Origin of the sequence: Novipirellula sp. (assembly GCF_041583735.1) — a bacterium.
Lineage (GTDB): Bacteria > Planctomycetota > Planctomycetia > Pirellulales > Pirellulaceae > Novipirellula.
Genome location: NZ_JBFHFD010000034.1, coordinates 1 through 22,688 on the forward strand (window position 1 = coordinate 1; position 22,688 = coordinate 22,688).

Sequence of the window (22,688 nt, forward strand, 5' to 3'; positions counted from 1 at the left end):
AGTTGAAGTCACACTCATGCCTGACGTTGAAACCATCGCCAAGCGGACAATCCCATCGACAACACTCCGGCGAGCAAAAGCGGCGAGGTTAGTGTGAACATGATGAACACGATGTGGGCGAGATGCCCCGATCCGTCATCGCTTCCCGCGACGAAATTGTTGCCGAGCAGCACATCGAGATCGGCTTGAACCGCAGGCACGCGAATTGCATACAGCCCACCCGCAAAAATGACGGCAAAGATCACCATCATGAGCATCATCACAGCGAGGCTAATTTGCGGAAGACGGCGACGATGTGACGATGGAAGCATTTCAGGAAACAGAGCGGTGGATCATGTCATGTGAGCGTTTGCCGAACACACCCTCCCCCCCCGCTTGCGTGTTGGATCGTAAGACGCGGTGCTCATGCCGCTGACCGCAAAACGCTGGGTTACGAAACGCTGGGTTACAAAACGCTGGGTTGAGGGATGATGCTTGGGGAAAGTCGGTGCTCCGCCCTCCCGCAGCCCGTCTACTGTAATCGGTCTCAACCCTAATCGTCAATCAACCGCTGTGATCGGGCACGCTTCGCTGTGAAGCATTTAGCTGTGAAGCATTGAAAGGCGGCAGCTTAACGTATTTGCGTTTTGTAACGTGGATGGTTGCCACGCAAACAGGAATCACCACCTTCTGGCGAAGGTAGCTACGAGGAAATGCTTCGCAGCGTTAGCCAAAACGGTTGACGAAAACCGTCGCTTCGCGGTGAACGGGGGGAAACTAGAAAATGCCAGCTCCGAAGTCGTCGTCTTCTTGAGGACTTGCTTTTTCTCGATTGGGTGTATTCATAAAGTGTGGTCGTTTCGGGCCACCGCTTCCTGAATCGGGTTCGTCAATCAACGCATCATTGCTTGACGAGGCGGGGGTGGCACTTTGCCGACTTTCGCTTTTCTCGCGGGAGGGTGACGATGACGGACCCGCGTCATCATAGCCAAAGTCATCATCGTAACGCGACCGATAACCCGGTTCTCGTGATCGGCTGAGCTCGGCTTCAAATTCTTCGATCACCGCATTTTGAATCAACTCGCGACAATCGCTGTTGATCGGATGAGCAACATCCGCATACAGCTTTTGAGGTGAATCGGTATCGGCATCGACTTGCAACTTCACGCCACAATGATTGCAGTAGGTTGCACGAAGATGGTTTTTGTAACTGCATCGTTGACAATGGCCCGTCAATTTTCGACTTGGCATCGCCACAAAAGGACCGTTGGCGCCGTCAATGATTTTGAGGTCGCGAACAACAAAACAACCATCGATCGTGATGGAGCAAAATGCTCGTAAACGATCCTCGGACGCTTCCATTAGCTTGATGCGTATCTCTGAGATCTGCACTAGGTGACCCTCCCTAACCGCGATGGCATTGGAATGCGGATTGTCCGGAGCCTACAGTGCATCTAAACATGTTCAGCAACTCTGGACTTAGTATTTACTCAATTTGGATGCTGGCGGGGACAAGCACCGAACTCGCGGCGACAACCCTCGCGGTTGGTAATGATTGCCGATCAGCATCTGATCGGACGACCCGCTGCTGTACTGCACTATATTGGTTACGCAACTGCGATGCCAATCTGGTCGCATGGATTGCGGACTCAGCCAGTCCGAAACAAGCGGAGCCGCTGCCTGTTAATTGACACCCCCGCAGCCCGAGATGCCACATCGATTTTAATATTTCGTCAATTTGCGGTGCGATTTTTGATGCGGGCTCCTGAAGTCGATTACACATATGCGAAGTGATCGACCCCCAATCTCCCGTCTCTAATGCCGCGATGAACGCGTCTGCGGGCTGTGGAGTGTCGGGAATCGATGATTCTGAATAAATTTTTGCGGTCGATAAACTTGTGGCTGGAAAGGCCACGACCGTGTTAAGTTGGGTGGTCAACGCAATCGGGGTGAGTTGTTCGCCACGTCCCTGAGCCCTTGCCGCAGTCCACAGCGTTGCTGCATTCCCCAGGAAAAATGGAATGTCGCTGCCTAGTTCGGCTGCCAAGACGACAAGATCGGGATGATCCCGAGGAATCCCGCTAAGGGTTGCCGCGCAGAGCAGTGCCGAGGCCGCATCGCTGCTAGCACCCCCCATTCCCGCGCCGGCAGGAATGCTTTTTGCTAGTTGACAGGAAAATCCTGTCGCCAATCCGAAATGTTCCGCAAACCTTGCGAGTGCCCGATAGACAAGATTTCGCGAGTCAGCGGGAATCGCAAGCAGCGATCGTGCTTGATCCGAATCGGGGGCAACGCCAAGTTCGCGAGCGACAATTCCGAGCGACGGCATCCACTGGACCGCGAGCTGAACGCCAGGGGTTTCGCTTTGCTGGACGCGGAGCTGGTCACGCCAATCGATTGCAACCATCACGGTGTCGATGTCGTGATAACCATCTTCGCGTTTGCCCATCAGCTCGAGAAACAGGTTCAGCTTTGCGGGCGGATGAGTCACCGCGATCGATGACATGGGGAGAGCTTGCACGGGACTTTCTCGGCGAATTCATCGATGGAGGGAGCGGTAAGGATACCATGCCCGCGGTTCAGGCGACGTTGGTTTCGTTCGCCAAAGAGGTCTCGTTTTCGATCGACGCGACATCACTCTGCTTCATCGCAACGATGGTGATTCCGTGTCGGCGGGCAGCGTCCACCGTTTGAGCTTGGTCCACCACGATCGTTTTCCCCGCTTCGATGGCAATCACCGTTCCGCCAGCTTTGGCAACCCGCTGGACGGTTTGCGGGCCGATGGTGGGGACGTCAAAACGCATGTCCTGGTTTGGCTTGCTGACTTTGACTAAAGTCCAGCCACCGCGACGGCAAAGTTCGCCCGTCCGCTCGATGCAAGCGTCGGTGCCTTCAATCGCTTCGACGGCAATCACGGTGCCGTCTTTGATGGTGATCGATTGTCCGATATCCATGCCACCCATTTGCCGTGCTACCTGCCATCCCATTTGGACGTCACGCTGAGCACGGCTGGTCAGAGGTTTGCCGACAAGGGTTCCGTGTTTCACAAGTAGCTCCGGTGCGAAGTCGGTAGCGGCACAGATTTCCATGCCACTACGCGTGTAGGTATTTGTGACGGCCAACAGCAGACGATCGTCGCGTGCATCGCGTTTGCGTCCGAACAACAGCGGACCAAAGGTACGAATCGCGTGTAGGTCGGGCAAGTGTTTTAGCCATACCGAGCCTTGGAATAAAATATCAGACTTAAACAGCTTTCCCGCCATCGTGACTTGTTTCACCCCGTGACGTCGGAAATAGCGGATGTGTCCACCGACCTTGCCCACGCCGAGCCAATGAACGTCCTTGCAAATGGACTCTAGTTCGCGACTAGCGTGCCCCTTGATGGCGATGCAGCAAACATCGCGTCCCTCGCGGACGATGGCTTGGGCGACTTCGATGGGAAAACTTCCCCATCCCGCGATCACTCCCACTGGCGAATTCGAGGCAGTGTTCATCATGGCTATGCGGCACGTTTATTGTGGCATTGGATCGAAATCGACTCGGGCGACTTTGCGGCGGACATTGACGCCGCACTCGCTTCATCACTTTGTTTGATCATACGGTCGATATCGCGTCGCAAGTTCTTGATTTCGCGTCGCATCTCGGGCAGCTTTCGCTCGACTGCCATGATTTGCATTTGCTCTCGCTGGGGCGTCGCGGGGGACCCAAGATAAACTTGGTTTCCTTCGCAATCATCCATCACTCCGGCTTGGGCGCCCACGATGGTTTGGTCGCCCAGGGTGATGTGATCTTTCAAGCCAACCTGGCCCGCCAAAATAACGTAGTCGCCCGTGGTGCAGCTGCCTGCGATTCCGACCTGGCTGCAAATCAGATTATGCCGGCCAATTTTGCAGTTGTGGGCGATCATGACTTGGTTGTCGATCTTGGTCCCTTCCCCGATGCGGGTGGTGCCGTAGGTGCCTCGGTCGATCGTGACCGAAGCCCCAATTTCGACATCCGCATCAATTTGCACATAGCCCAACTGGGCCGTCGGAACGTGACGTCCCGCTTCTTGCCGGTAACCAAATCCATTGGCACCGATGATCGTGCCTGCATGAATCGTCACGCGGTCGCCGATTTGAGTGTTTTCGTAAAGAGTGACGTTGCTGTGAATCACACAATCGTCACCAATTTGAGTGTGTGGCATCACGACGACGCCAGGCATGATTCGGGTTCGTTGGCCAATCGTCACTCCTGCGCCAATGATCGCCGAAGGATGGACACGCGCCGAATCGGCCAGCGTTGCCGAGGGATCGATCCCCCAACCCGGCAGATCGAGTGAGACCGGCGGTCGGAAACAGGCCACAATTTTTGTGAACGCGTCGCGTGGATCTTTGACCACGATCTGAGCCATCGAAAGATTCATCAACGGTTCGGAACAGACGACGGCGGTCGCTTTCGAATCATTCAGGTCGGCTGCACGTCGAGGATCGTCGATCATCGTGACGTGGCCGCTTGTCTCTTCCCCCAACGGAAATGCACCATGACATACGGTATCGCCATCACCGTTAATGAGCTTTCCTTCGGCCAAGATGGCCAAGCTGCTAAGTCGTTTTTTCATGGAGAGCATCCTTGCCTCGATGTTGGAGCTGTATTGGAAAAGCGTTGCCCGCGTCGCCATCCCTGGGACCGCTAGACTTGTGGACACTCAAATCGTGCCGCTTCTCTGCTCTTTCTATACCCGCGTCCAAGCAAAACGATCAAGATCGATTTGCGAGCGTTAGTGCAAGGGATTCTTCAAAACTTCATTTGCCGTGTGGGAAATTTGTCGCTCCAGGTGCCCGCGATCGACAGCTCGATTCGCCCCCTTTTCCCCGCCCCCAACACCCGCCCCGCCCCGAGGATCACTTGATCCCCACGCTGGCAGAAAATATCTGACACAACCGCCGCTATGAAAGCAAAGGACGGAAGACTTTTTTGTCTTCGGCATGTGCGGATGGGGCGTGCTGGGGGTGGAGGCAAGTCGGGCAACGAGGTTGCCCGATGAATAGAGCAGGGCGTTTGATAGCAATGCGACGACAATGGTCGCGGCCTCGAGGTTGTTTTTAGAACCTCGAGGCCTACGTCATCATCAAGCTCACGCGTGCTGGACCGCGGGGGTCAGCTCGGTTCGTTCTTGCCCCGCGTCATCCAGGAAGCGGATCTTGCCGCTCGCAACATCATAGATGGCGCCGACGACCATCAGTTGTCCCGAGGCAACCGCAGTTCGAATGGCCTGGCTTCGACTCTTGATCTTCTCCACCGTCTGCATCACATTTCGCACTGTGACTTCATCGACAACCGCTTCGACGTAAGATTCGCCCTGGGCGCTTGCGGCACGAAATTCATCGCGATCGACCGAGGGTTCGATTTCGTTGATAATCGCGTGTAGATGGGGACATCCGGTGGCCTTTGTCACGTCTTGGTTGGTGCCCACGAGGTTTACCGCGGCGGTAACCGCGCCACATCGCGTGTGTCCCATCACGAGCACCAATTTGACACCCGCGACCGTGACGCCGTATTCGATGCTACCGAGCGACTTGGTGCCAATCACGTTGCCGGCGACGCGGACGCTAAAAATGTCGCCCAGCCCGACATCGAGCACCAATTCGGCCGGGACTCGCGAATCGATACAGCTGAGGACTGCCGCAAGCGGGGTTTGTCCACTCGCGGTTGCATTGACTTGACGTCCGAAGTCGCGTGACAAGCGATTGCCTGAAACAAAACGGCGGTTGCCCTCACGTAGGATCGATAGAACCTGTTCTGGGGTCACGCGATCCTGTAATTCACGCGTCGAGTAGTCAGCGAACTGAATTTCGTCCTGCAATTGGTATTTATCGCGAAAGCCTTTCAAGCTGACCGTGACGCCACGGGCCGGGGCCGTGTTAAGTTTGTAATCGCGAATCAGGCTCAAAATATCGGGATCGATATAGTCCGACTCCGTCGCGTCGATTAACAAGTGGGTGCCTCGCGGCGACTCGCCCAACAGTTTGTGCAAGGCGGCTCGGTTTAAAAAACTCACTTGATTGGCAAGTTCAACGTGAACAATATCCCCGTCCAGGTGCGTTTCGACGATGCGTCGGATCGGGCGACGTAAATTGCTGTTCAAAATAAACAGCACACTGACGCCCAGACCGATCAGAATTCCGATCAGCAAATCGGTCATCACGATCGCAACAAGGGTGATAATGAACGGCGCAAACTGGTATCGGCCTTGCTTCCACATTTGTGAAAACAGCGTAGGGCTGGCCAGTTTAAAGCCGGTAACAATCAGGATTGCCGCCAGTGCCGAGAGCGGGATCATGTTGATGTAGAACGGGAAAAACATTGCGCACAGCAACAGCAGTACGGCATGAAAAATCGCCGACATTTTTGTTTTACCGCCCGCATCGACGTTGACACTACTGCGAACGATCACGGACGTCACCGGCAATCCACCAATCAACCCCGCGACAACGTTTCCAACCCCTTGGGCAACCAATTCGCGGCTAGGAGGCGAGTTGCGTTGCTGTGGGTCAAGCTTGTCAACCGCTTCCAAGTTCAGCAGCGTTTCCAGCGATGCGACAATCGCAATCGTGACTCCGGCGATGTAGATCGCCGGATTGGAAAACTGAGAGAAATCGGGGGTGGTGAAGAACGAGAAAAACGCGGATGTCGATTCGGCGACCGGAAATTGGACAAGGTGAGTCGAAGTGATCTCCCACTTTCCACCTAAACTGCGAAGATACACGCTGACTGCAACGCCCAATAAGACGACGACCAAGGGGCCCGGCACAACGGAGCGTTTTAGCGGTTTGATCTTCTCCCACATCAGCAGAACGAGGATCGAAAGGAACCCGACCACCAATGCGCCGAGGTGGATGTCGCCGTCAAAGATCGAGAGGATTTCGCTAAAGGTATTTTTGCTATCGGGCTGCGAAAATGCCATCTCCCCTTCGGGGTCATTGTCGTGGCCGACGATGTGCGGGATTTGTTTCAGGATCAGGATCACTCCGATCGCTGCCAAAAGTCCTTTGATCACACTGGAGGGGAAAAACGCCGACAGCGCACCGGCCCGAGCGATCCCCAGTCCAATCTGCAGCACGCCGCCAATCACGACGGCTAGCAAGAACGCCTCGAAGGAACCGAGCAACGCGATCTGTGCCGCGACAATGGCGGTCAATCCTGCTGCGGGACCACTGACGCTGGTGTGCGATCCGCTGAGTGCCCCGACGACAATACCGCCGATGATGCCTGCCAGAACACCCGCAAACGGAGGAGCATCCGAGGCGATTGCGATGCCAAGACAGAGCGGAAGTGCCACCAAGAACACGACGATCCCCGCCAAAAAATCTTTTGGGATCGTCTTCGGGGAGAACAGTGAGGTCATGGCACCGGATGGGTGCGGTTGTGAAGTAGACATGGATGTAGGCTTATCAACTGAATGGTGAAGTGAGGGAACGTTTCGAATCGGATCACGGTGGGATTTGCTGGAAAATACAACGATCAAAGTGGCAGGCGAGCCAATGTGAACGCACGGATTTTCAGCACTGAATCCTCACCGGAAACAGATGACCTGAGCGGTGGTGATAACAGTCGTTTGCATCGAAATGCAAACGCCTCAGAGGATGCGATTGCAGTTCTCTTGCGGATGTTCAACAAGATGGAATTTCTTGGCGGACGCGGTCACCAAGTGATCCACGTGAACAAGCAAATTCGCGAGAGAGCCTGCCGACATTAAGGATGCGATCGTTGCGAACGAAAAGAGCGTTCGCGGAAGAGTCTCTGCTAACAGCGAATCGGAGCTAACACCGCTTCGTTGATGCGGTGCCCCACCAAACTGCGTCGGGGGTTCCGCTCGCTGAAACTGACATGCGCATGGGACCGCAGCAGGTCGAATGCCGAGGGATAAGCCTGTTCTCGCCGATTCGGTAACTGCGACTTTCGTTCGCGAGTGGTTTCCGAGATCGGCACGCGTTCTTCATGCTCTTCCGCTGGCGTTTGTGAATCCGATGCAGTGGCAAGCAGCGATACGGGCACGAAAAACGTCCCGCATGGCAATGCCAAAGCGAATAGCACAAGAGCGAAAAAGGCACCTGAACAACGCGGTTTCATGGATGGTTTTTGGACCCAAAGGGACGAGACAGGGAAACGGGTGAGGACGATTTTAGCAATCGGCACCCCGGAGGGAATACGATAGAAAATCGAGTGGGTTCGTCAAGGTGAAAATATTATCCCATCCTCAGATGAAGATCAGGTGTTTTCAAAAAGGAAAATCTGGGATTCTGCTAAATTCGGTATTTCATCAGTCTGTTTCGCTTTCTAGCGTCGAAATCGCCTCACGCACTTGGAAAACGCTGTGGAAACGCGGATAGGGATGCACCGATTTCCGGTTTGGTAAGGGCGGTGCGCTAGCAATCTTAGCTGGAACTCCCCTGGGACCACGTGATTAAGGTTGGTGATCTACCAGAGAATGGTCATGATAAAACAGATGGAATCGTGAGGAAAACAGCGTTATCCCTGTTTTCCACGAGACTTTGACCGACATCGGATGTCGGACACTCTAATTTTCGGGAAGGGGTCGCTTGGCTTTTCAACCTTTTGCAGTCCGGTGCTTGACGTGTTCAAGTCGTTTGCGGGTGACCGATCCGTCGCTAGTGGGAACCATTTCCGCCTGCCCAAAATGTGGCTCGATGGTGGAAATCCAAGGCGAGTTTTCCGCCAGTCCTGGCTCGGAGTCGCTTCCGAGGAACCCCGATCAGGTTGCCTTGGGGACGGACAGTGTTGATAGCGAAACGATCACTCGCGACGCGATTTCGAGGGGTGATCTGTATTCCGATGCCGCGGTTGCAGCACCACCGTCGCCTGCGGAGCCGTTTCTTGGATCCGAGTCGGTTCCGCCATCGCAGATCGCCGATACGGCAATGCCAATGCCACCCGAGGGTTGGCAAAGCGATCGCACCCGAAAGTCTCGTCAAGTCGGCATGATTGTCGCCGTTTCGATCGCCACGGTGCTGATCGCGATGGTGGTCTTTGTTTGGTTCGTGCGAACATGGAATCGAGGGGCTGCCAGCGCGGACGCCGCTTCCCCCGTGACAACGAGTGATGCTGCGAATGCTCCTGCTGCCAATGATGTTGCTGCTGTAAACACGATTGCACCCGAGGTGGAAGCCTTCGATCCATCGGCTCCGCCGCCGGTGCCATCCGCCGCATCCCCCTCGCCTCCTGTCCGCGATCCCAGCGACAACGATTCCAGCGACAACGATCCCAGCGACAACGCCGTGCCTTCGCCCGAGGGCAATCCGTCTGCCGTCGACTCAAGCGAAATCGATGGGAATCCTGTCGATGCTGAGCCGATGCCAGCCGAGATTGCCTCGGTCGCGTCTCCGAAAAAGTCGTCCAACGACATTCCTACCGACCTGCTGCCTGTTGATCCGCTGGGGCCGATCGTTGATGTAAATCGAGATGCCGCGGCCCCCGTTGCCGACGATGGCATGTCAAAGCTCGATGAAATTCCGCCTGAATTACGGAAGTTCACGGTGTTATTGGATCTGGGGCGCGAGACCAATGAAACCAAACCGACGATCCAAACGCCGCCGACGCTGGATAAGTTGAAAGTGGAAAATGCTGCAGAGGAAACGCTGGATCCGATGATGATCGCCACGCCCCCGGCGGCCATTAACTTGGATCGGGCGTTGGCGTTGAAATTTGCAATGAACTCCAAAGGCTATCCGCTGGGCGATTTGGTGTTGCTGTTCAGCCAGCTTTCGGGAGTGCCCATTCAGATCGATTGGATGTCGTTGGATATGGCGCAAATAAGCATTCGCGAGCGTGTCGCCACGGCACGCGGTTTTTTGTCAGCGCGAGAGCACTTGGAACAGCTCGGCACGTCGATTGGTGCCACCATTGAGTTTGATCAATCCTTTGCGATGATCACGATGGAGGAAACGGAATTTGCGAAACGCGTCGAACCGGTGCTGCAGCTTGATGATTTCGGCGACGATCGCGCTGCGGCGATCTCGGTGTTGGGCAAGTTTTTACAGAATGATGCCGAGGCACAGCCGGGGACCGTCAAAATTGGTAAGGCATTGGCGGAACAGCAGCTCGCGGTACTTGCGTTTGAGTCGCTGCGGCGGATGCGGGGGCTCGAAGGCAAACTGCAGGATCAATTCCTGAACCGCTGGGCTCACGTGGCAGATTCGACCACAGGACCTTGGCCGGTTCTCGCAGCCGGAGATCCTGGACCCACGTTGGATGCTCCGATCACGATTGCGGAGCTGTTGCGTCGTGTATCGCGAAAAAACCAAGCCACGTGTATGGTGAATTGGTTCGATGCACGACGACGACGTCTCTCGCCTGAGCAACTCGTGATGCCGTATGTCAAAGACGATGCCGGGAAAATGTTGTCCACCCTGCTGCAACCATTTGAGATGCAAGTGCGCCGCGTGGATGACTCGCTTTGGTGGGTCGGCACCGAAGCGACCTATGACCGCTTGCTGCTAGTCGTTTGGTCGGAGCCGCTTGGGGACCAACGGGACGCATTCATTCAGCGGGTTTCCGAAGTGATGGCGGCCCGCGCCGAAGCGGGGGGCCGGATCACTTATGACGCGGTCAGTGATCGCGTGATGATGTTGCTGCCACGCTATATCGTTCGTCAATTGTCCAAAATTCAAAGCTGACGCGGCGAGCGAGGCAAGGGCTCTCACGTTTTTTTCGCTCCGGTAACCGAGACGGCTGCCGAATACGGTTACCGGGCAACCGCTAACTCCGGTATCGGTTGAGCCGGGAAGGCAAAACGTTCGTAGGTCGCAGGACCGACTTCAAGGTTCAGCTCTTCGTATTGCGACCGAATCTCGGCAAATGCTCGGCGGCTAAACAAAAAGACCTCGTCCTTTTCATCGCAATCGAATGTGACAATGTTGCTGCCACGCTTTTCTGACATGCGGATGGCTTGTTGCAAATGCTTGGCCAATATTCCCTTTAACGGATGGTGGGGGGCCGATTGATAGACTCCCGTTGACGCCATTTTGGGTTGATCGCTCTTGGTAACCGATTCGGACACGGTGATGATCGGGTAACCGTCGTGCAGGACACTGGTTAAGCGAATGCTTGGATTGACATTGTTGTCACTGACTTCCGCAAGCACGGTGTGATTGCATCCCAGCAACAAGCCAATCGATGGTGAAGTTGGCGTATCTTGGATTCTCGCATAGGCGGGACTTGAAAATCCTAGATCGCACAGCAGATCCATGGTCTCCATCGTCAAACTGCCAACGCTATCATCCATTGCGGCAAACAGCCGTGGATCTTGGTAGACTTTGCTCCGTCGATTTGCAGTCTTCGAATCCGCGGTTGCCGATTCTTTCTCGTTCTCGCTTGGATCGGGGTTGTAGCGTAGGATGGCGCTCGGAGACGCTTCGGTCGCTTTTGGCATCGTGATGACGGGAATGTGTTCAGACTTTGGTGAGCGTGCGTTGACGATCGCCCCGAGCACGGCGGCCACTCCGGTGCCCAATACTCCAAAACCGAGCATGTGGTGCAGCGAGTGACTTTCGGATTGCCCAAAGCCGCCCAGCAGATAGATTTCATAACCGCCCACCATCAACAAAATGACGCCAGCAAAATTGTAGGCGAATCGCGTCTTGCTGCCACCACGCCCGCATCGCAACGGAATGCCCAGCAGGCTGATGAGCGACGGTAGCGGCAGAAACAGCCATGTCCAGATCGATAGCGAGCACGTTCCGCACAACACCAACCCCGCCGCAAACATCAGCAACGATGTGATCAGCAACAGCGTGGAGTTTAGTTTCGAGGGTGGCGTTTGAAGAGGTTCGATTCGATACGTCCCCTGCGAATGATTATTGGATTGTCCTGCCTGTTTGATCGCAGAGAACCACTCGGCGGTACCATGGTCCGTCGCCTGCGGCGCGATGACCGACTTTAGCAGCGCGATCGTTGACTCGCTGTGGTCGCGACAGAGATAGCCACGAATTGCATTGTTTGATTCAATTTGTTGTTTTGCGTTTGTCACATCCATGCTGTGTCGCGACAAGCTGACAAGCGGACCGGTTCCCTGCGGTCCCTCTGCTTTCGAAAACAGGGGAATGCCGCGAAACGAATCTTCCAGTAGCGAACCGATAGGAGCTTGCTGAAGCGTGTCCGTCACGTCTTGCTTCATCGCGGCAATTTTGGTTTGGATCAGCTCTGGATTTCTGCCCAATTCGGCTGGGTTCATCACTTTGGTCACGGACGTGGTCAGCCGTTCAAGCGGACTCGTTGGTGCAGGACGGTCAAAATCCACATTGGTCAATTGGACAAACGCGTTCTCGGCGAGCCCTTCGGATTTCAATTGGCTCATATCCAACTCGCGTGGAAATGATTTCATCGCAAAGGCACGGTGGCATTTGGGAAGTCCCGAGGACAAGCCAAGCAACGTTCCTAGGCACAGCAGCGTGAACCCAACGAGTAGGTAGAAAGCGTCATGACGCCGTGGTGCGGCGGCATTGTTTGAGTCTGATTTACGACGCGAGGATTTCCTCATAACCAAAACTTCCAGCGGATATAGGTTTTGCGTGATGTGGTGATAAACCAACAAAAACCTACGTCATTTTTGGTAGCGGGGACGCAAACCTCGTCAGGGGGAGTGGAATACCTCGTCGATTGCAGCGGTTGTGAGGGAAGCAGCGAATATTCGCAGGATGACGCCGCATCGATCAACCGATTGGACCGTCGCGGTTAGCACGAAGGACCCATTAGAAAGCCGCTTGATGAGAAAGCTGCCCGGGGCAGCGGTTCAGGGGAACTGCGGTTTAACGGGTCTCGGCTTCGAGTTTCGCCTCGAATTCTTCGAGCTGACGGATCATCGGAGGCGAATGTGGCGTCAAACGGACCGCTTTCCGCTGGGTTGCCACCGCATTCTTGTAATCACCGACAGCGAAATAACACCGCGCGCACGTGTCCAACAGCGCTGAATCATTCGGTAGCAATTCAATCGACTTCAGACTGAACCGGAGTGCCTGTTCGTAGTCGCCCTTGGTGTTACTAACCAGCCACGCGTATTGGTTGAGGGCTTGGGCGAGGTCGTAGCCGCGTGGTTGAAACCGAGCTTGCTGCTTCATCATCACTTCGATACTGGCAATCTCTTGCTTGGCTCGTTGGACGTTTTGGGTTAACAGCAAATCGACGGTCTCGGTCCAATCGGGATCGTTTTGATCGAGCCGAAACATCGAGATCAAAATGTCAATGTTTTCAGGTCTCAGCCGTAATGCTTTGACCAATAACGGTTTTGCCGCTTCGCGATCTCCTTGCTCAATCTTCAGCAGCCCCGAGTGCCACTGGATGTTGCTCCGCATTTCGTCATAAGAGAACCGCAACGCGTTTAGCCGGTTTTTTAATTGATCGTCACTCTCGATTCGGTTGATCAGCGGAGTCAACAAATCCACGACGTCTTGATGTCGTTCCAGATCCGCTAGCATGGTGGCAAGTAGATCCCGGGCACTGACGGACGGGGAAGCATCCATTTCCAAATGATCGATGATGCCACGGTATTCGCGTTCTGCCCATTCATACAGCCCGCGTTTCTGCAACTCCTGAGCAATCTCGCGGTGGGTTTGCGCGATTTCCTCGAGCTCGTTAGGCGAGATCGTTTCACGCGCGGCGGCGTCACTTGGAAATGGACGGATTTCAATCGCCTGATCCGCGAGCAATTGTGCCCGCCCGGAATCCCCTTCGGCCTTAATCGCTTCGGCTGCCGAGTACAACAACATCGGTTGCGCATCGAACATTTGCAAGTGACGTTTTTGCAGCTCAATCACGATCGGGTGCAAACCGTTTTCAATCGCCCAGCGACACGCTTCCGTCAGATCACGCGTGGTGGGGGGAATCAGATCCAAATTCGCTTTGGCAAGCATTAACGCGTCATCCACTTTGTCGCTCAACCAGGCATGGCGAACGCAGACGCGGACGAGCTCGAGAACCGAATCACGAGTGGTTTGTTGATTCGACGCGGTGTCCAATTGGCGTCGTTGCTCCGCCACGATCTCGCTCCATCGCGCGGCATCGTAGGTGCCATTTTGCAGATCATTGGCGTACGCGATCAACCACGTGGCGGCCGCGCGATCGCTATGGCTGAGTCCCTCGCGAATCTGCTGGGCATCTTGTTTTTGTTGCTTCACTGGATAAGACGAATCTTGTTGCATCACTGCCAATGCTGCGACCCGGCTGAGGTCGAGTGAGGTTTCAAAGCGAGTAAGCCGAACCAACGCCTGCAGCCCCGATCGCTCTGGCAGTTCCGCCAAACGGACGATCCGGCTGCGTCGTTCGTCCACGCTTTGTGCTCCGTATTCATGCAGGATGTCACGCACTTCGTCCGGGTCACTCGGCTTGGACCAACTGACCAACAAACTGCTCACCAGATGACGCGCCGTCATCGCAATTTCATTGTCGGGATGGTATTGAGCGAGATGTAACTCGTCGAACGCTTGCAATCCCAAACGGGCAAGAGATTCACGTGCGCGAACGCGTGTCGCATACGTTTCGCTGCCCAATTGTTCGATCAGCCGGTTGACCACCGACTTGCTGCTGTCCGCTTGGGATGTCTGCGACGACTCGCCGCCGGTGTCCGCAAAACCGACGTTGGGCGACAACGCAAGCAACACCAGCGATGTCAAAATAGCACCCAAGTGGGGGCTAGCTGAGGTTGGGGTCATGCGGAAACGCATGCGGATTCTCCGGAAAACGATGACAAGCACGGCATAAAGATTGCGTCGTTATTCTAGAGCAATTGATGTTTTTGTGCATTGTGAAAGCGTGGCACCGCAGCCGCAACGAAATGTTTTCCCTCCCGCGGGGAGGCCCCCCCGCGCCGTGAGTTGACCGCTATTTGAGCTAGCAAACCGGGGGAAAACGGGGTTTTCTGCTGAAAGTGGGGGATGGTTGGCTGCAATTTGAAACCTTCCTGCCAATATTTGCGGGGGTGGCAGCGAATGAAATCGAAGTTCCGCAGCTCTCGTAAAACCGCTACTATGCCGAAGCCTGGCAATTTTCCACAATGATTGGGCTGATTCCCGATTCTGTTGTGCCTCTCCGTTGTAAATCATTGATGAAATCAAAAAACAAGAAAGCCCCGTCCTCAGGAAACGAATCCGCTTCGGGAAACGAATCCGCGGCGAAGGTCGATTCTCGTGATCCCGCAGAAATCCGTGCTGAAGCGTTTCGCATGTCTGGCCAACGCGAAACGGTCGAGGCGTTTGTGGTCGCATTTATCTTGGCGTTGCTGTTTCGGGCCTTTTTGGCCGAAGCCTTCGTGATTCCGACCGGCTCGATGGCTCCCACGTTGATGGGGGCTCACAAGGACCTGACCTGCGACCGCTGTGGGAATCTATTCCAAGTCGGTGCGAGTCTGGAGCGCCGCGGTGCTTCGACCGACGAAGTGGTGGTCGCTGGGATCTGTCCAAATTGCCGGCACGTCAATCCGATGGATCTGGCAGGCAACTCGGATGACGAAACCTTCAACGGCGACCGAATCTTGGTCAGCAAGTTCGCCTACACGCTCAGCGAACCCGAGCGTTGGGACGTGATCGTGTTTAAGTTTCCCGGGAATCCAAAGCAAAATTACATCAAGCGACTGGTCGGCTTGCCAGGCGAGACGCTGAGAATCCATCACGGTGACGTTTACCGACGTCCGCTGGAGGACGAGGGTGGTGCTGACCAGATCATTCGCAAACCTGCCGACAAACTGCTGGCGATGAGCCAACTCGTTTATGATACGGCATTTCAATCGCCCGATTTGATCGCAGCGAACTATCCAAGCCGCTGGCAACCCTGGACCGACGGTGCCACCTCGCCACCGACCGATTCATGGCAGGTGCAGCGGGACGCCGACGGGTTGACGGCATCGCTTTCCTCGGAAGCGGCGGCTCGGATGCATTGGTTGCGTTATTACCATCGCTGGCCCGACGAACAACAATGGGATCTTGCCTCGAAGGGACTGTCGCTTGCTAACGTCGATCCCTATTCGAGCCGCTTGATCACCGACTTCTACGCCTACGGGTCTTACGTCACCGTGGACGCGGATCGCGTGTACGACGAACGTCCCACTTTGTTGCCGACTCGGTCGGGCTGGTTTTCACGAATCACGCGTATGCTTAACGGTGGTTATTCGTCGGGAACCTTTAGCCCCTCTTTCCAATCGGGCGAGGGGCCTGAGCAGTTTCAAGGACGAGCCACGTACGGATCGAGTGACTTGTCACGCGATGGCGTCCATTGGGTGGGCGATCTCATTCTCGAAACCGATGTAGAGACATCTTCCGAAAGTAAAGAAGTGGTCTTCGAACTCGTCGAAGCCGGGGTTCCTTATCGCTGTACCATCGATTTGACCACGGGCGTTGCGGTGCTGAGCATTGGTGATGATGACTCGCGTGCGTTCAGTGCAAACGGCGAAAAAAGTAATCCGCATCCGACAGCGCAAACGACCGTTACGGCCGGTTCGCGACACCGTGTGCGAATGAGTAATTGTGACGATCAAATCGTGTTATGGGTGGATGATTCGGTTGTCGAGTTTGATGCCCCCACGACTTATGATGCTCGGACGTTTCTATCGGACGCCGAGAATCATCCGTATTACGTTGACGCCGGCAAACCGCTCGATGCCGCACCGGCAGGCGTCGGGGTGCGTGGCGGAACCAGCACCGTTCACCATTTGCGTATCGATCGTGACAAGTATTACATCGCTACCAAGTTTTCGGATGCCGGAATGTACGATTACGACATCGAAGAGTTGGGCGACTTGACCAATGGACGCTTCAGTTTTCGCAATCAGGAATTGATGCGGCGGTTGATGGTTGAATTTCAACAGGTAATGGCCGAGCCCGAGCAGTGGTCCGATTTCGAAGGCTGGCAGACACGTCGCAGTGTCAATTTTCGGCTCGAGGAAGATCAATTCTTTCCAATGGGCGACAACAGTCCCGAAAGTTTGGATGCACGTTGTTGGGCGGGCACCAAACTGCGTCCGGGAATGACTGCCGAAGCGGATGCTTGGGCCCGCGCTGATTTCGTTCCCCGTGATCTGTTGGTAGGCAAGGCATTGTTGGTGTTCTGGCCTCATTCGTGGAATTCGCCGGTTCCATTTACTCCTAATTTTCGACGCATGAAGTTGATCCGTTAGATTGACGCTTCTCCGCACCCCTTCCTTTTGCAAAAGCAGAAACAGCATGGATGCACATTCCGAAAATCGACCGATACTGCAAGCCGTCGATTTGCAGAAAACCTATGGTCGCCGCCGCGTCGTTGACGGTGTGAACCTGCACGTCGACAAGGCCGAAATCGTCGGTCTGCTCGGACCGAACGGGGCGGGGAAATCAACCAGTTTCCGCATGATTTGTGGGATGGTCCAGCCCGATCGCGGCAGCGTTTTTCTGGATGGCACCGATGTGACCGATTGGCCGATGTTCCGGCGGGCGCGTGACGGCCACATGGGATACTTGCCGCAGGAACCGAGCGTGTTCAAAAAATTAACCGTCGAGCAGAACATTTCGGCGTTGCTGGAATTGTTGGGCATGGATCGCGCGGGGCGTAAGCACCGCACGCAGCAATTGCTCGAAGAATTCAATATTACCCACATCCGCAAAAGTAGAGCTGCAGGGCTCAGTGGTGGAGAGCGACGCCGATTAGAAATCGCCCGTTGCCTGGTGTCCGATCCCAAGATCGTGATGCTCGATGAACCGTTTGCGGGGATCGACCCAGTCACCGTCCAGTCGATTCAAAGTGTGATCAAGCAGCTGCGTGATAGTGGGATCAGTGTCTTGATTACCGACCACGCGGCACGCGAAATTTTGGGCACGGTGGATCGCTGCTATGTGATCTATCAAGGTCAGGTGTTGATCGATGGAAGTCCTGACGAAGTCAAGGAACACCCCAAGGTTCGTGAAGAATACTTGGGCGATTTGGATGCGGCCGCGAAAAGTCCACTGCAGCGGGCTGCAATGGCCGGGCAAGCCGCCGATGACCCGGAGTATCCGCCCATGCCACGTCCCCATTTCCGTCCGTCCGCTGAACGAACTCGCAAACCCTCTCGCTCGGTGACTGACGTTTAGGCAACGCGGACAACGCTTCTCCCATCAAGCATAGGGTGCACTAAATCGTGAATCGTCTTTCCGCCTCGTTAAGTCCCTACTTGCTTCAGCACCAGAACAACCCGGTGGATTGGTATCCTTGGGGTGAGGAAGCGTTTGAGCAGGCACGCCAATCGGATTTGCCTGTGTTCTTGTCGGTCGGGTACGCGGCATGCCATTGGTGCCACGTGATGGAACATGAGAGTTTCGAGAACGCCGCGATTGCCGAGTTTTTGAACAAGTATTTTGTTTCGATCAAAGTCGATCGCGAAGAACGACCCGACATCGATCAAATCTATATGAACTCGCTGCAGCTGATGACGGGCCGCGGCGGTTGGCCGATGAGTGTGTTTCTCAATCACGAGAAACAACCCTTTTATGCCGGTACGTATTGGCCTCCATCAGCTCAGCGGGGCATGCCGGGGTTTTCTCAAATCCTTGATGCATTGGCAGATGCTTGGCAGAACCGGCGCAGCGAAGTCGAGGCTCATGCAGCTCAAATCACATCGTCGCTCGGTCAATTGGCGCTCGGCGTTAGCGAACCCGCTGCATCTCTGCCCGAAGATGCGGTGATCCGTGATGCAACGAATCATCTGCTGGACGTCCTCGATCGAGAACGCGGCGGGTTTGGTCCGGCGCCGAAATTTCCACACGCCACTGATCTTGAACTGCTGCTGTGTCGTGGTCAAACGAGCGGGGAAGAAGAACTTATCAACGCATCCGAGTTAACGCTCGACGCGATGGCCGATGGTGGAATTCGAGATCACATTGGCGGCGGGTTTGCTCGCTACAGCGTCGATGCCCATTGGTTGGTGCCGCACTTCGAGAAAATGTTGTACGACAACGCACTCCTCGCTGCGGTTTACGTTCGCGCGTTTCAGGTGACCGGACACGAGCGGCATGCGGACGTGGCGAAGGAAATCCTTGACTATCTTGCCCGCGAGATGTGCGATCCCGGCGGAGGTTTTCACTGCAGCGAGGATGCTGATAGCGAAGGAGTCGAAGGAAAGTATTACGTTTGGACGGTGGACGAAGTGATCGCGGCGCTGGGAAGCGAACGCGGCGGGCGGTTCTGTCAGATTTACGACATCACCGAATTGGGGAATTTTGAAGGCAAGAACATCCCCCGTTTGCAAAAATCGATTGCGGATTGGGCGAGCGAATTGGCGATGCCAGGTTTAGCTGCGGAGTTGGCGGTCGATCGCGAACGATTGCGTGAACAGCGTTGCAAGCGAGTGCGTCCCGGACGCGATGACAAGATTCTGGCCGGCTGGAACGCCCTAGCGATTCGGGCTTTTGCGATCGCAGGAGGCGTGCTAGATCGCCCCGATTACATTGAAATCGCCGAACATTCGGCAACCTTCATGCTCGACAAAATGACGTCCGAAACGGGGCGTTTGTATCATGCGTATCGACAAGGCCAAGCCCATCTCGCTGCGTATGTGGACGATTATGCATACACGGCCGAAGCCTTCTTGGCATTATTCGAAGCGACGGGCCAAGCCCGCTGGGTCGGCCGGGCCAGCCAGTTAGCGGAGACGATGATCACTCACTTTGAAGATCCCGACGTCGGTGGTTTTTTCTACACGTCCGATGATGCCGAGGCGTTGATCACTCGCACCAAAGATTGGCATGACGGCAGTTTGGTTAGCGGGAATGCGTCGGCGACGATGGCTCTATTGAAGCTGTCGCGATTGACCGGCGTGGATGCTTATCGCGACGCAGCGGTGCGGACACTGCAATTGGCGGGGCCTCTCTTGCAGACCCAGGCGGCTGCTTGTGGAGCATTATTGTCGTCGCTTGATCGTTTGTTACACGATCACGAACAATGGGTGCTTGCAGTCCCGGATCGGGAAACGATGGTCGCTTGGCGGACACGGTTTCTTAGCCGCTACCGTCCACATGCCACGTTGTCATGGGTGATTGGCCAGGCTCCGGAGTCCGGCCCCGTCGCCTCGCTGAACCATGCTCGCGAAGTGATCGATGGAAAGCCAACACTCTATCGATGTCAGAATTTCAGCTGCGATCAACCACTGATCGGTGACGAAATCGGAGTGCTGCTTCAGCAGACGACTTCGTAACGGGATACAATGGGGGCGCAGAAACAGCAATGCGATACCCGTTTCCCGCAGGTCATTATGAGTGCCGAAGTCATCACCGTCGTTTGTAAGTGCGGGCAAAGTTTCCGCGTTAAGTCGGCCGCGATCGGACGCCAAGTAAAATGTCCGAAGTGCAAATCGGCTTGCGATGTGATGGCACCGCCGAAAACCGCCACGCCGAAAGTCGCCACGCCGAAAACCGATTCAACAGAACACGATCCCGCTGGGATTCCGGCAGTCAAAGGGGATAAGCAACTACCGCCACGTTGGCAGGGGGATGTGCCTGATTTCAGTGGCTTGGCGGCGAAAAAAACGCCCACTCCTTCGATCGTGACCGACAAGGCTGACTCGATCGCCGGGCTTCCCACAACGCCATCGTCGTCCACCGACACGCCGCCGAACATTGTCGTACCAGGCGAGAATCCGGCGGCCAGTTCGCTTCCGAAATTCGAAACACGCAAAGAGGCAGCCCAGACGAGCGGGACGACTGCAGTACCGGAGTTTGCCGCCGACGAATTGTCCGCAGAACCCGACGAGGACGCTGCTGCAGGATCCGGATCAGCGACACCGCCAGTGAATCCGTACACGGCATCGCAACCGATGATCCGCAGCGGGGGGACGCCATCGAATTTGCCTCAGGAACGCAAGTATCCGATGTTAGAGCTGATCCGGAAGCTGTATTTCGGATTAGCCTGTCTGATTCTTGGTTTGGCGATCCTTTACACGCTGGTGGTTCCCGTGATCGGAATGACCCAAGAGGGGATGATGGGATTGGTGACCGGGCTGCTTACCGCCGTCCCGATTTTGATTGCCTCGGCGGTCTGGTCGGCAACCTTGCTGGCGGCTTCGGAGGTGATTAAGTTGTTTTTGGATATTCAATCCAATACCTTAGCCACGGCCCACGCGGTTCAGTCGCGTTAGGCGAGTCACGTTCGCTGAGTCACGTTCGCCGAGCCGTCACGGTTTGTTGCGGGGGGCCGCTGCAACATCGAGTCGGCTACATTGAGTCGGCGGTTTCCGCTTTCAGCTGTGCCACGCATTGGCACCATTTTTTGGCCAATTGATCAAGATGATCGATCTGTTGCGGCGTGATCTGGTCGGGAGAATCGGCGTTTCGCTCGACCTCGGCGGCGGCGGCGACGTCATCATCGCTGGCGACGTAGCGAAAACAGGACTTCAGCGTATGGGCTGCGGTTCGCAAGGTTCGCGAGTCGGCTGATTGTGTCGCCGTGCGAATTCGGCCGATCAGCATCGGCACCTCTTCAAGAAACGCATCGCTGATCGCAATCAATGTTTCTTTGTGATCGCCGGCGTGTCCGCTTAGTTGGGCCCGCCAATCGTGTGACGGTGATTGTGATTCGTCCATAGGTGGGAATCTCCGCAAAGAGTGGATTCGATGTTCGCTTTGGCTCGGCCGCGACGACGCTCGCCAACGATTGCCACGGTACATCTTACCATTGATGCCGCCGCCGCACCGCACCGTGTCGGTTGCAGCGGAGGCGGTTGGGGGGCTTCCCGCGAGAACGCAAATCGGGGGGTGGTTGGCTGCATATTCGTTACGATCGGTTTGTTTGGCAGTTTTATGCAATCGTTAGGGCTTCGGTGATCGGACTTTTTTGACTCGGTCGAATCGTATCGTACTTTCAAAGTGTAAAGAGTGAGCGAATCAAAGTTGGTTCGCTGCCAGGATGAAGGTTTGCATGTGTGTGCAAGTCATCAGATCTGGTCGGCCTTGCTCCGTGACAAAGGCAAACCGTTCGAGAGGGCGGGGCGCAAAACCACGGGTCCGTGAGTCGTGCGGCGGATCGATTATCGAGCCAATGTACTGCTTCAGGATTGCCAGGTTGCCACGGAAAATCGATTGCTCGAGAGCTTGCTCTCTCGACATTCGGTGCACCAAGGCACGTCAGACGAAAGTCGGAGACGAGGCTGCCCTTACGTTGAACGCATTCACGTCGAATGTGTTCGTATTTAAGCATCGTCGTGAGTCATCTGTTAACGATGATTCACATCTCACTCGCGAGGAGAGAGACATGAAGAATTTCGCTACCAGCATCGTAAACTTCCTGAAAGAAGAAGACGGACCAACTGCGGTTGAGTACGCCGTTATGTTGGCTTTGATCATCGTCGTTTGTTTGGTTTCGGTCGGTTCGATCGGAACCGCTGCGAACACCAAGTTCGACGCCGTCGGCAAGGCCATCTCCGGTGGCGGTGGATCCTAGTCGATCGCCGAACTCGTTCGGCTAAATCTATTCGTCGCATTGTCCGGCACAGATCGCATGTTTGCGGTCTGTGCTGGCTGCGTCGATTCCTGCTTGTGGAAACTCAGCGAGTTGCGAAACACGTTCGTAACCGTTTCAAAGGGCCACGTCTCCTAAAGTCTACGCCCAATCCAACTTTTTTCGTTCGCTACCCCGACCCATTCGGGAGGCTTAATAACCGATGAACTACCCACTGATTCCCGCCGATGCGGCTGCGTATGCCTGGCAGCTTTCTTGTTGTC

16 protein-coding genes and 1 riboswitch are annotated in these 22,688 nt (G+C 55.3%); of the genes, 6 read left to right on the forward strand and 10 right to left on the reverse strand.

Annotated elements, in window-relative coordinates:
- Positions 1–14: 14 nt before the first annotated feature.
- The 7 genes from ABX962_RS04780 to ABX962_RS04810 form a co-directional block, all read right to left on the reverse strand.
- Complete coding sequence (locus ABX962_RS04780) at positions 15–260, reverse strand: hypothetical protein (RefSeq protein WP_372717123.1); 246 nt, start codon at positions 258–260, stop codon at positions 15–17.
- 496 nt (positions 261–756) lie between these two features.
- Positions 757–1,371, reverse strand: coding sequence for a septation protein SpoVG family protein (locus ABX962_RS04785; RefSeq protein ID WP_372717125.1), 615 nt, complete (start codon positions 1,369–1,371; stop codon positions 757–759).
- A 94-nt stretch (positions 1,372–1,465) separates the two neighbouring features.
- Positions 1,466–2,500, reverse strand: a complete 1,035-nt coding sequence (locus ABX962_RS04790) for a 4-(cytidine 5'-diphospho)-2-C-methyl-D-erythritol kinase (protein WP_372717127.1) — start codon at positions 2,498–2,500, stop codon at positions 1,466–1,468.
- A 58-nt stretch (positions 2,501–2,558) separates the two neighbouring features.
- Positions 2,559–3,476, reverse strand: coding sequence for an LpxI family protein (locus ABX962_RS04795; RefSeq protein ID WP_372717129.1), 918 nt, complete (start codon positions 3,474–3,476; stop codon positions 2,559–2,561).
- Between the two features lie 2 nt (positions 3,477–3,478).
- Positions 3,479–4,579, reverse strand: coding sequence for a UDP-3-O-(3-hydroxymyristoyl)glucosamine N-acyltransferase (lpxD, locus tag ABX962_RS04800; RefSeq protein WP_372717131.1), 1,101 nt, complete (start codon positions 4,577–4,579; stop codon positions 3,479–3,481).
- A 516-nt stretch (positions 4,580–5,095) separates the two neighbouring features.
- Positions 5,096–7,366, reverse strand: coding sequence for a SulP family inorganic anion transporter (locus tag ABX962_RS04805; RefSeq protein WP_372717133.1), 2,271 nt, complete (start codon positions 7,364–7,366; stop codon positions 5,096–5,098).
- Between the two features lie 398 nt (positions 7,367–7,764).
- Complete coding sequence (locus ABX962_RS04810; protein WP_339936577.1) at positions 7,765–8,091, reverse strand: hypothetical protein; 327 nt, start codon at positions 8,089–8,091, stop codon at positions 7,765–7,767.
- Between the two features lie 578 nt (positions 8,092–8,669).
- Between ABX962_RS04810 and ABX962_RS04815 the strand changes: the two genes are divergently transcribed.
- Complete coding sequence (locus tag ABX962_RS04815) at positions 8,670–10,655, forward strand: hypothetical protein (protein WP_372717135.1); 1,986 nt, start codon at positions 8,670–8,672, stop codon at positions 10,653–10,655.
- Positions 10,656–10,723: 68 nt separating this feature from the next.
- On the opposite strand, the gene ABX962_RS04820 is transcribed toward ABX962_RS04815, so the two are convergent.
- Entirely contained in the window at positions 10,724–12,361 is a 1,638-nt protein-coding gene (locus ABX962_RS04820; protein ID WP_372717137.1) for a hypothetical protein, read from the reverse strand.
- 424 nt (positions 12,362–12,785) lie between these two features.
- Complete coding sequence (locus ABX962_RS04825) at positions 12,786–14,684, reverse strand: hypothetical protein (protein ID WP_372717139.1); 1,899 nt, start codon at positions 14,682–14,684, stop codon at positions 12,786–12,788.
- Positions 14,685–15,076: 392 nt separating this feature from the next.
- Between ABX962_RS04825 and lepB the strand changes: the two genes are divergently transcribed.
- Genes lepB through ABX962_RS04845 form a run of 4 tightly spaced genes read left to right on the forward strand, consistent with a single transcriptional unit; the run spans position 15,077 to position 21,106 of the window.
- Positions 15,077–17,140 carry a signal peptidase I gene (lepB, locus tag ABX962_RS04830; RefSeq protein ID WP_372717140.1) on the forward strand — a complete coding sequence of 688 codons (2,064 nt, stop codon included), beginning with the start codon at positions 15,077–15,079 and terminating at the stop codon, positions 17,138–17,140.
- A 46-nt stretch (positions 17,141–17,186) separates the two neighbouring features.
- Positions 17,187–18,068, forward strand: a complete 882-nt coding sequence (lptB, locus tag ABX962_RS04835; RefSeq protein ID WP_372717142.1) for an LPS export ABC transporter ATP-binding protein — start codon at positions 17,187–17,189, stop codon at positions 18,066–18,068.
- Between the two features lie 47 nt (positions 18,069–18,115).
- The gene (locus ABX962_RS04840; protein WP_372717144.1) at positions 18,116–20,167 is read left to right on the forward strand and encodes a thioredoxin domain-containing protein; all 2,052 of its coding nucleotides are present in this window, start codon (positions 18,116–18,118) and stop codon (positions 20,165–20,167) included.
- A gap of 57 nt (positions 20,168–20,224) precedes the next feature.
- On the forward strand, positions 20,225–21,106 hold the full coding sequence (locus tag ABX962_RS04845) for a hypothetical protein (RefSeq protein ID WP_372717145.1): 882 nt from the start codon (positions 20,225–20,227) through the stop codon (positions 21,104–21,106).
- A 76-nt stretch (positions 21,107–21,182) separates the two neighbouring features.
- On the opposite strand, the gene ABX962_RS04850 is transcribed toward ABX962_RS04845, so the two are convergent.
- Positions 21,183–21,551 (reverse strand): Hpt domain-containing protein, encoded by a 369-nt coding sequence (locus ABX962_RS04850; RefSeq protein ID WP_372717147.1) that lies wholly within the window; start codon positions 21,549–21,551, stop codon positions 21,183–21,185.
- A gap of 371 nt (positions 21,552–21,922) precedes the next feature.
- Positions 21,923–22,037: riboswitch (cyclic di-GMP riboswitch) on the forward strand.
- A gap of 181 nt (positions 22,038–22,218) precedes the next feature.
- Between ABX962_RS04850 and ABX962_RS04855 the strand changes: the two genes are divergently transcribed.
- Positions 22,219–22,407, forward strand: a complete 189-nt coding sequence (locus ABX962_RS04855) for a Flp family type IVb pilin (protein ID WP_040771246.1) — start codon at positions 22,219–22,221, stop codon at positions 22,405–22,407.
- Positions 22,408–22,688 lie beyond the last annotated feature (281 nt).

Coding starts and splice junctions, on each gene's coding strand:
- ABX962_RS04780 (WP_372717123.1), bottom strand. CDS start 260: ATGATGCTCATGATGGTGATCTTTGCCGTCATTTTTGCGGGTGGGCTG.
- lepB (WP_372717140.1), top strand. CDS start 15,077: ATGAAATCAAAAAACAAGAAAGCCCCGTCCTCAGGAAACGAATCCGCT.
- ABX962_RS04795 (WP_372717129.1), bottom strand. CDS start 3,476: ATGATGAACACTGCCTCGAATTCGCCAGTGGGAGTGATCGCGGGATGG.
- ABX962_RS04810 (WP_339936577.1), bottom strand. CDS start 8,091: ATGAAACCGCGTTGTTCAGGTGCCTTTTTCGCTCTTGTGCTATTCGCT.
- ABX962_RS04825 (WP_372717139.1), bottom strand. CDS start 14,684: ATGACCCCAACCTCAGCTAGCCCCCACTTGGGTGCTATTTTGACATCG.
- ABX962_RS04820 (WP_372717137.1), bottom strand. CDS start 12,361: ATGAAATCATTTCCACGCGAGTTGGATATGAGCCAATTGAAATCCGAA.
- ABX962_RS04805 (WP_372717133.1), bottom strand. CDS start 7,366: ATGACCTCACTGTTCTCCCCGAAGACGATCCCAAAAGATTTTTTGGCG.
- lptB (WP_372717142.1), top strand. CDS start 17,187: ATGGATGCACATTCCGAAAATCGACCGATACTGCAAGCCGTCGATTTG.
- ABX962_RS04845 (WP_372717145.1), top strand. CDS start 20,225: ATGAGTGCCGAAGTCATCACCGTCGTTTGTAAGTGCGGGCAAAGTTTC.
- ABX962_RS04850 (WP_372717147.1), bottom strand. CDS start 21,551: ATGGACGAATCACAATCACCGTCACACGATTGGCGGGCCCAACTAAGC.
- ABX962_RS04855 (WP_040771246.1), top strand. CDS start 22,219: ATGAAGAATTTCGCTACCAGCATCGTAAACTTCCTGAAAGAAGAAGAC.
- ABX962_RS04815 (WP_372717135.1), top strand. CDS start 8,670: ATGGTGGAAATCCAAGGCGAGTTTTCCGCCAGTCCTGGCTCGGAGTCG.
- lpxD (WP_372717131.1), bottom strand. CDS start 4,579: ATGAAAAAACGACTTAGCAGCTTGGCCATCTTGGCCGAAGGAAAGCTC.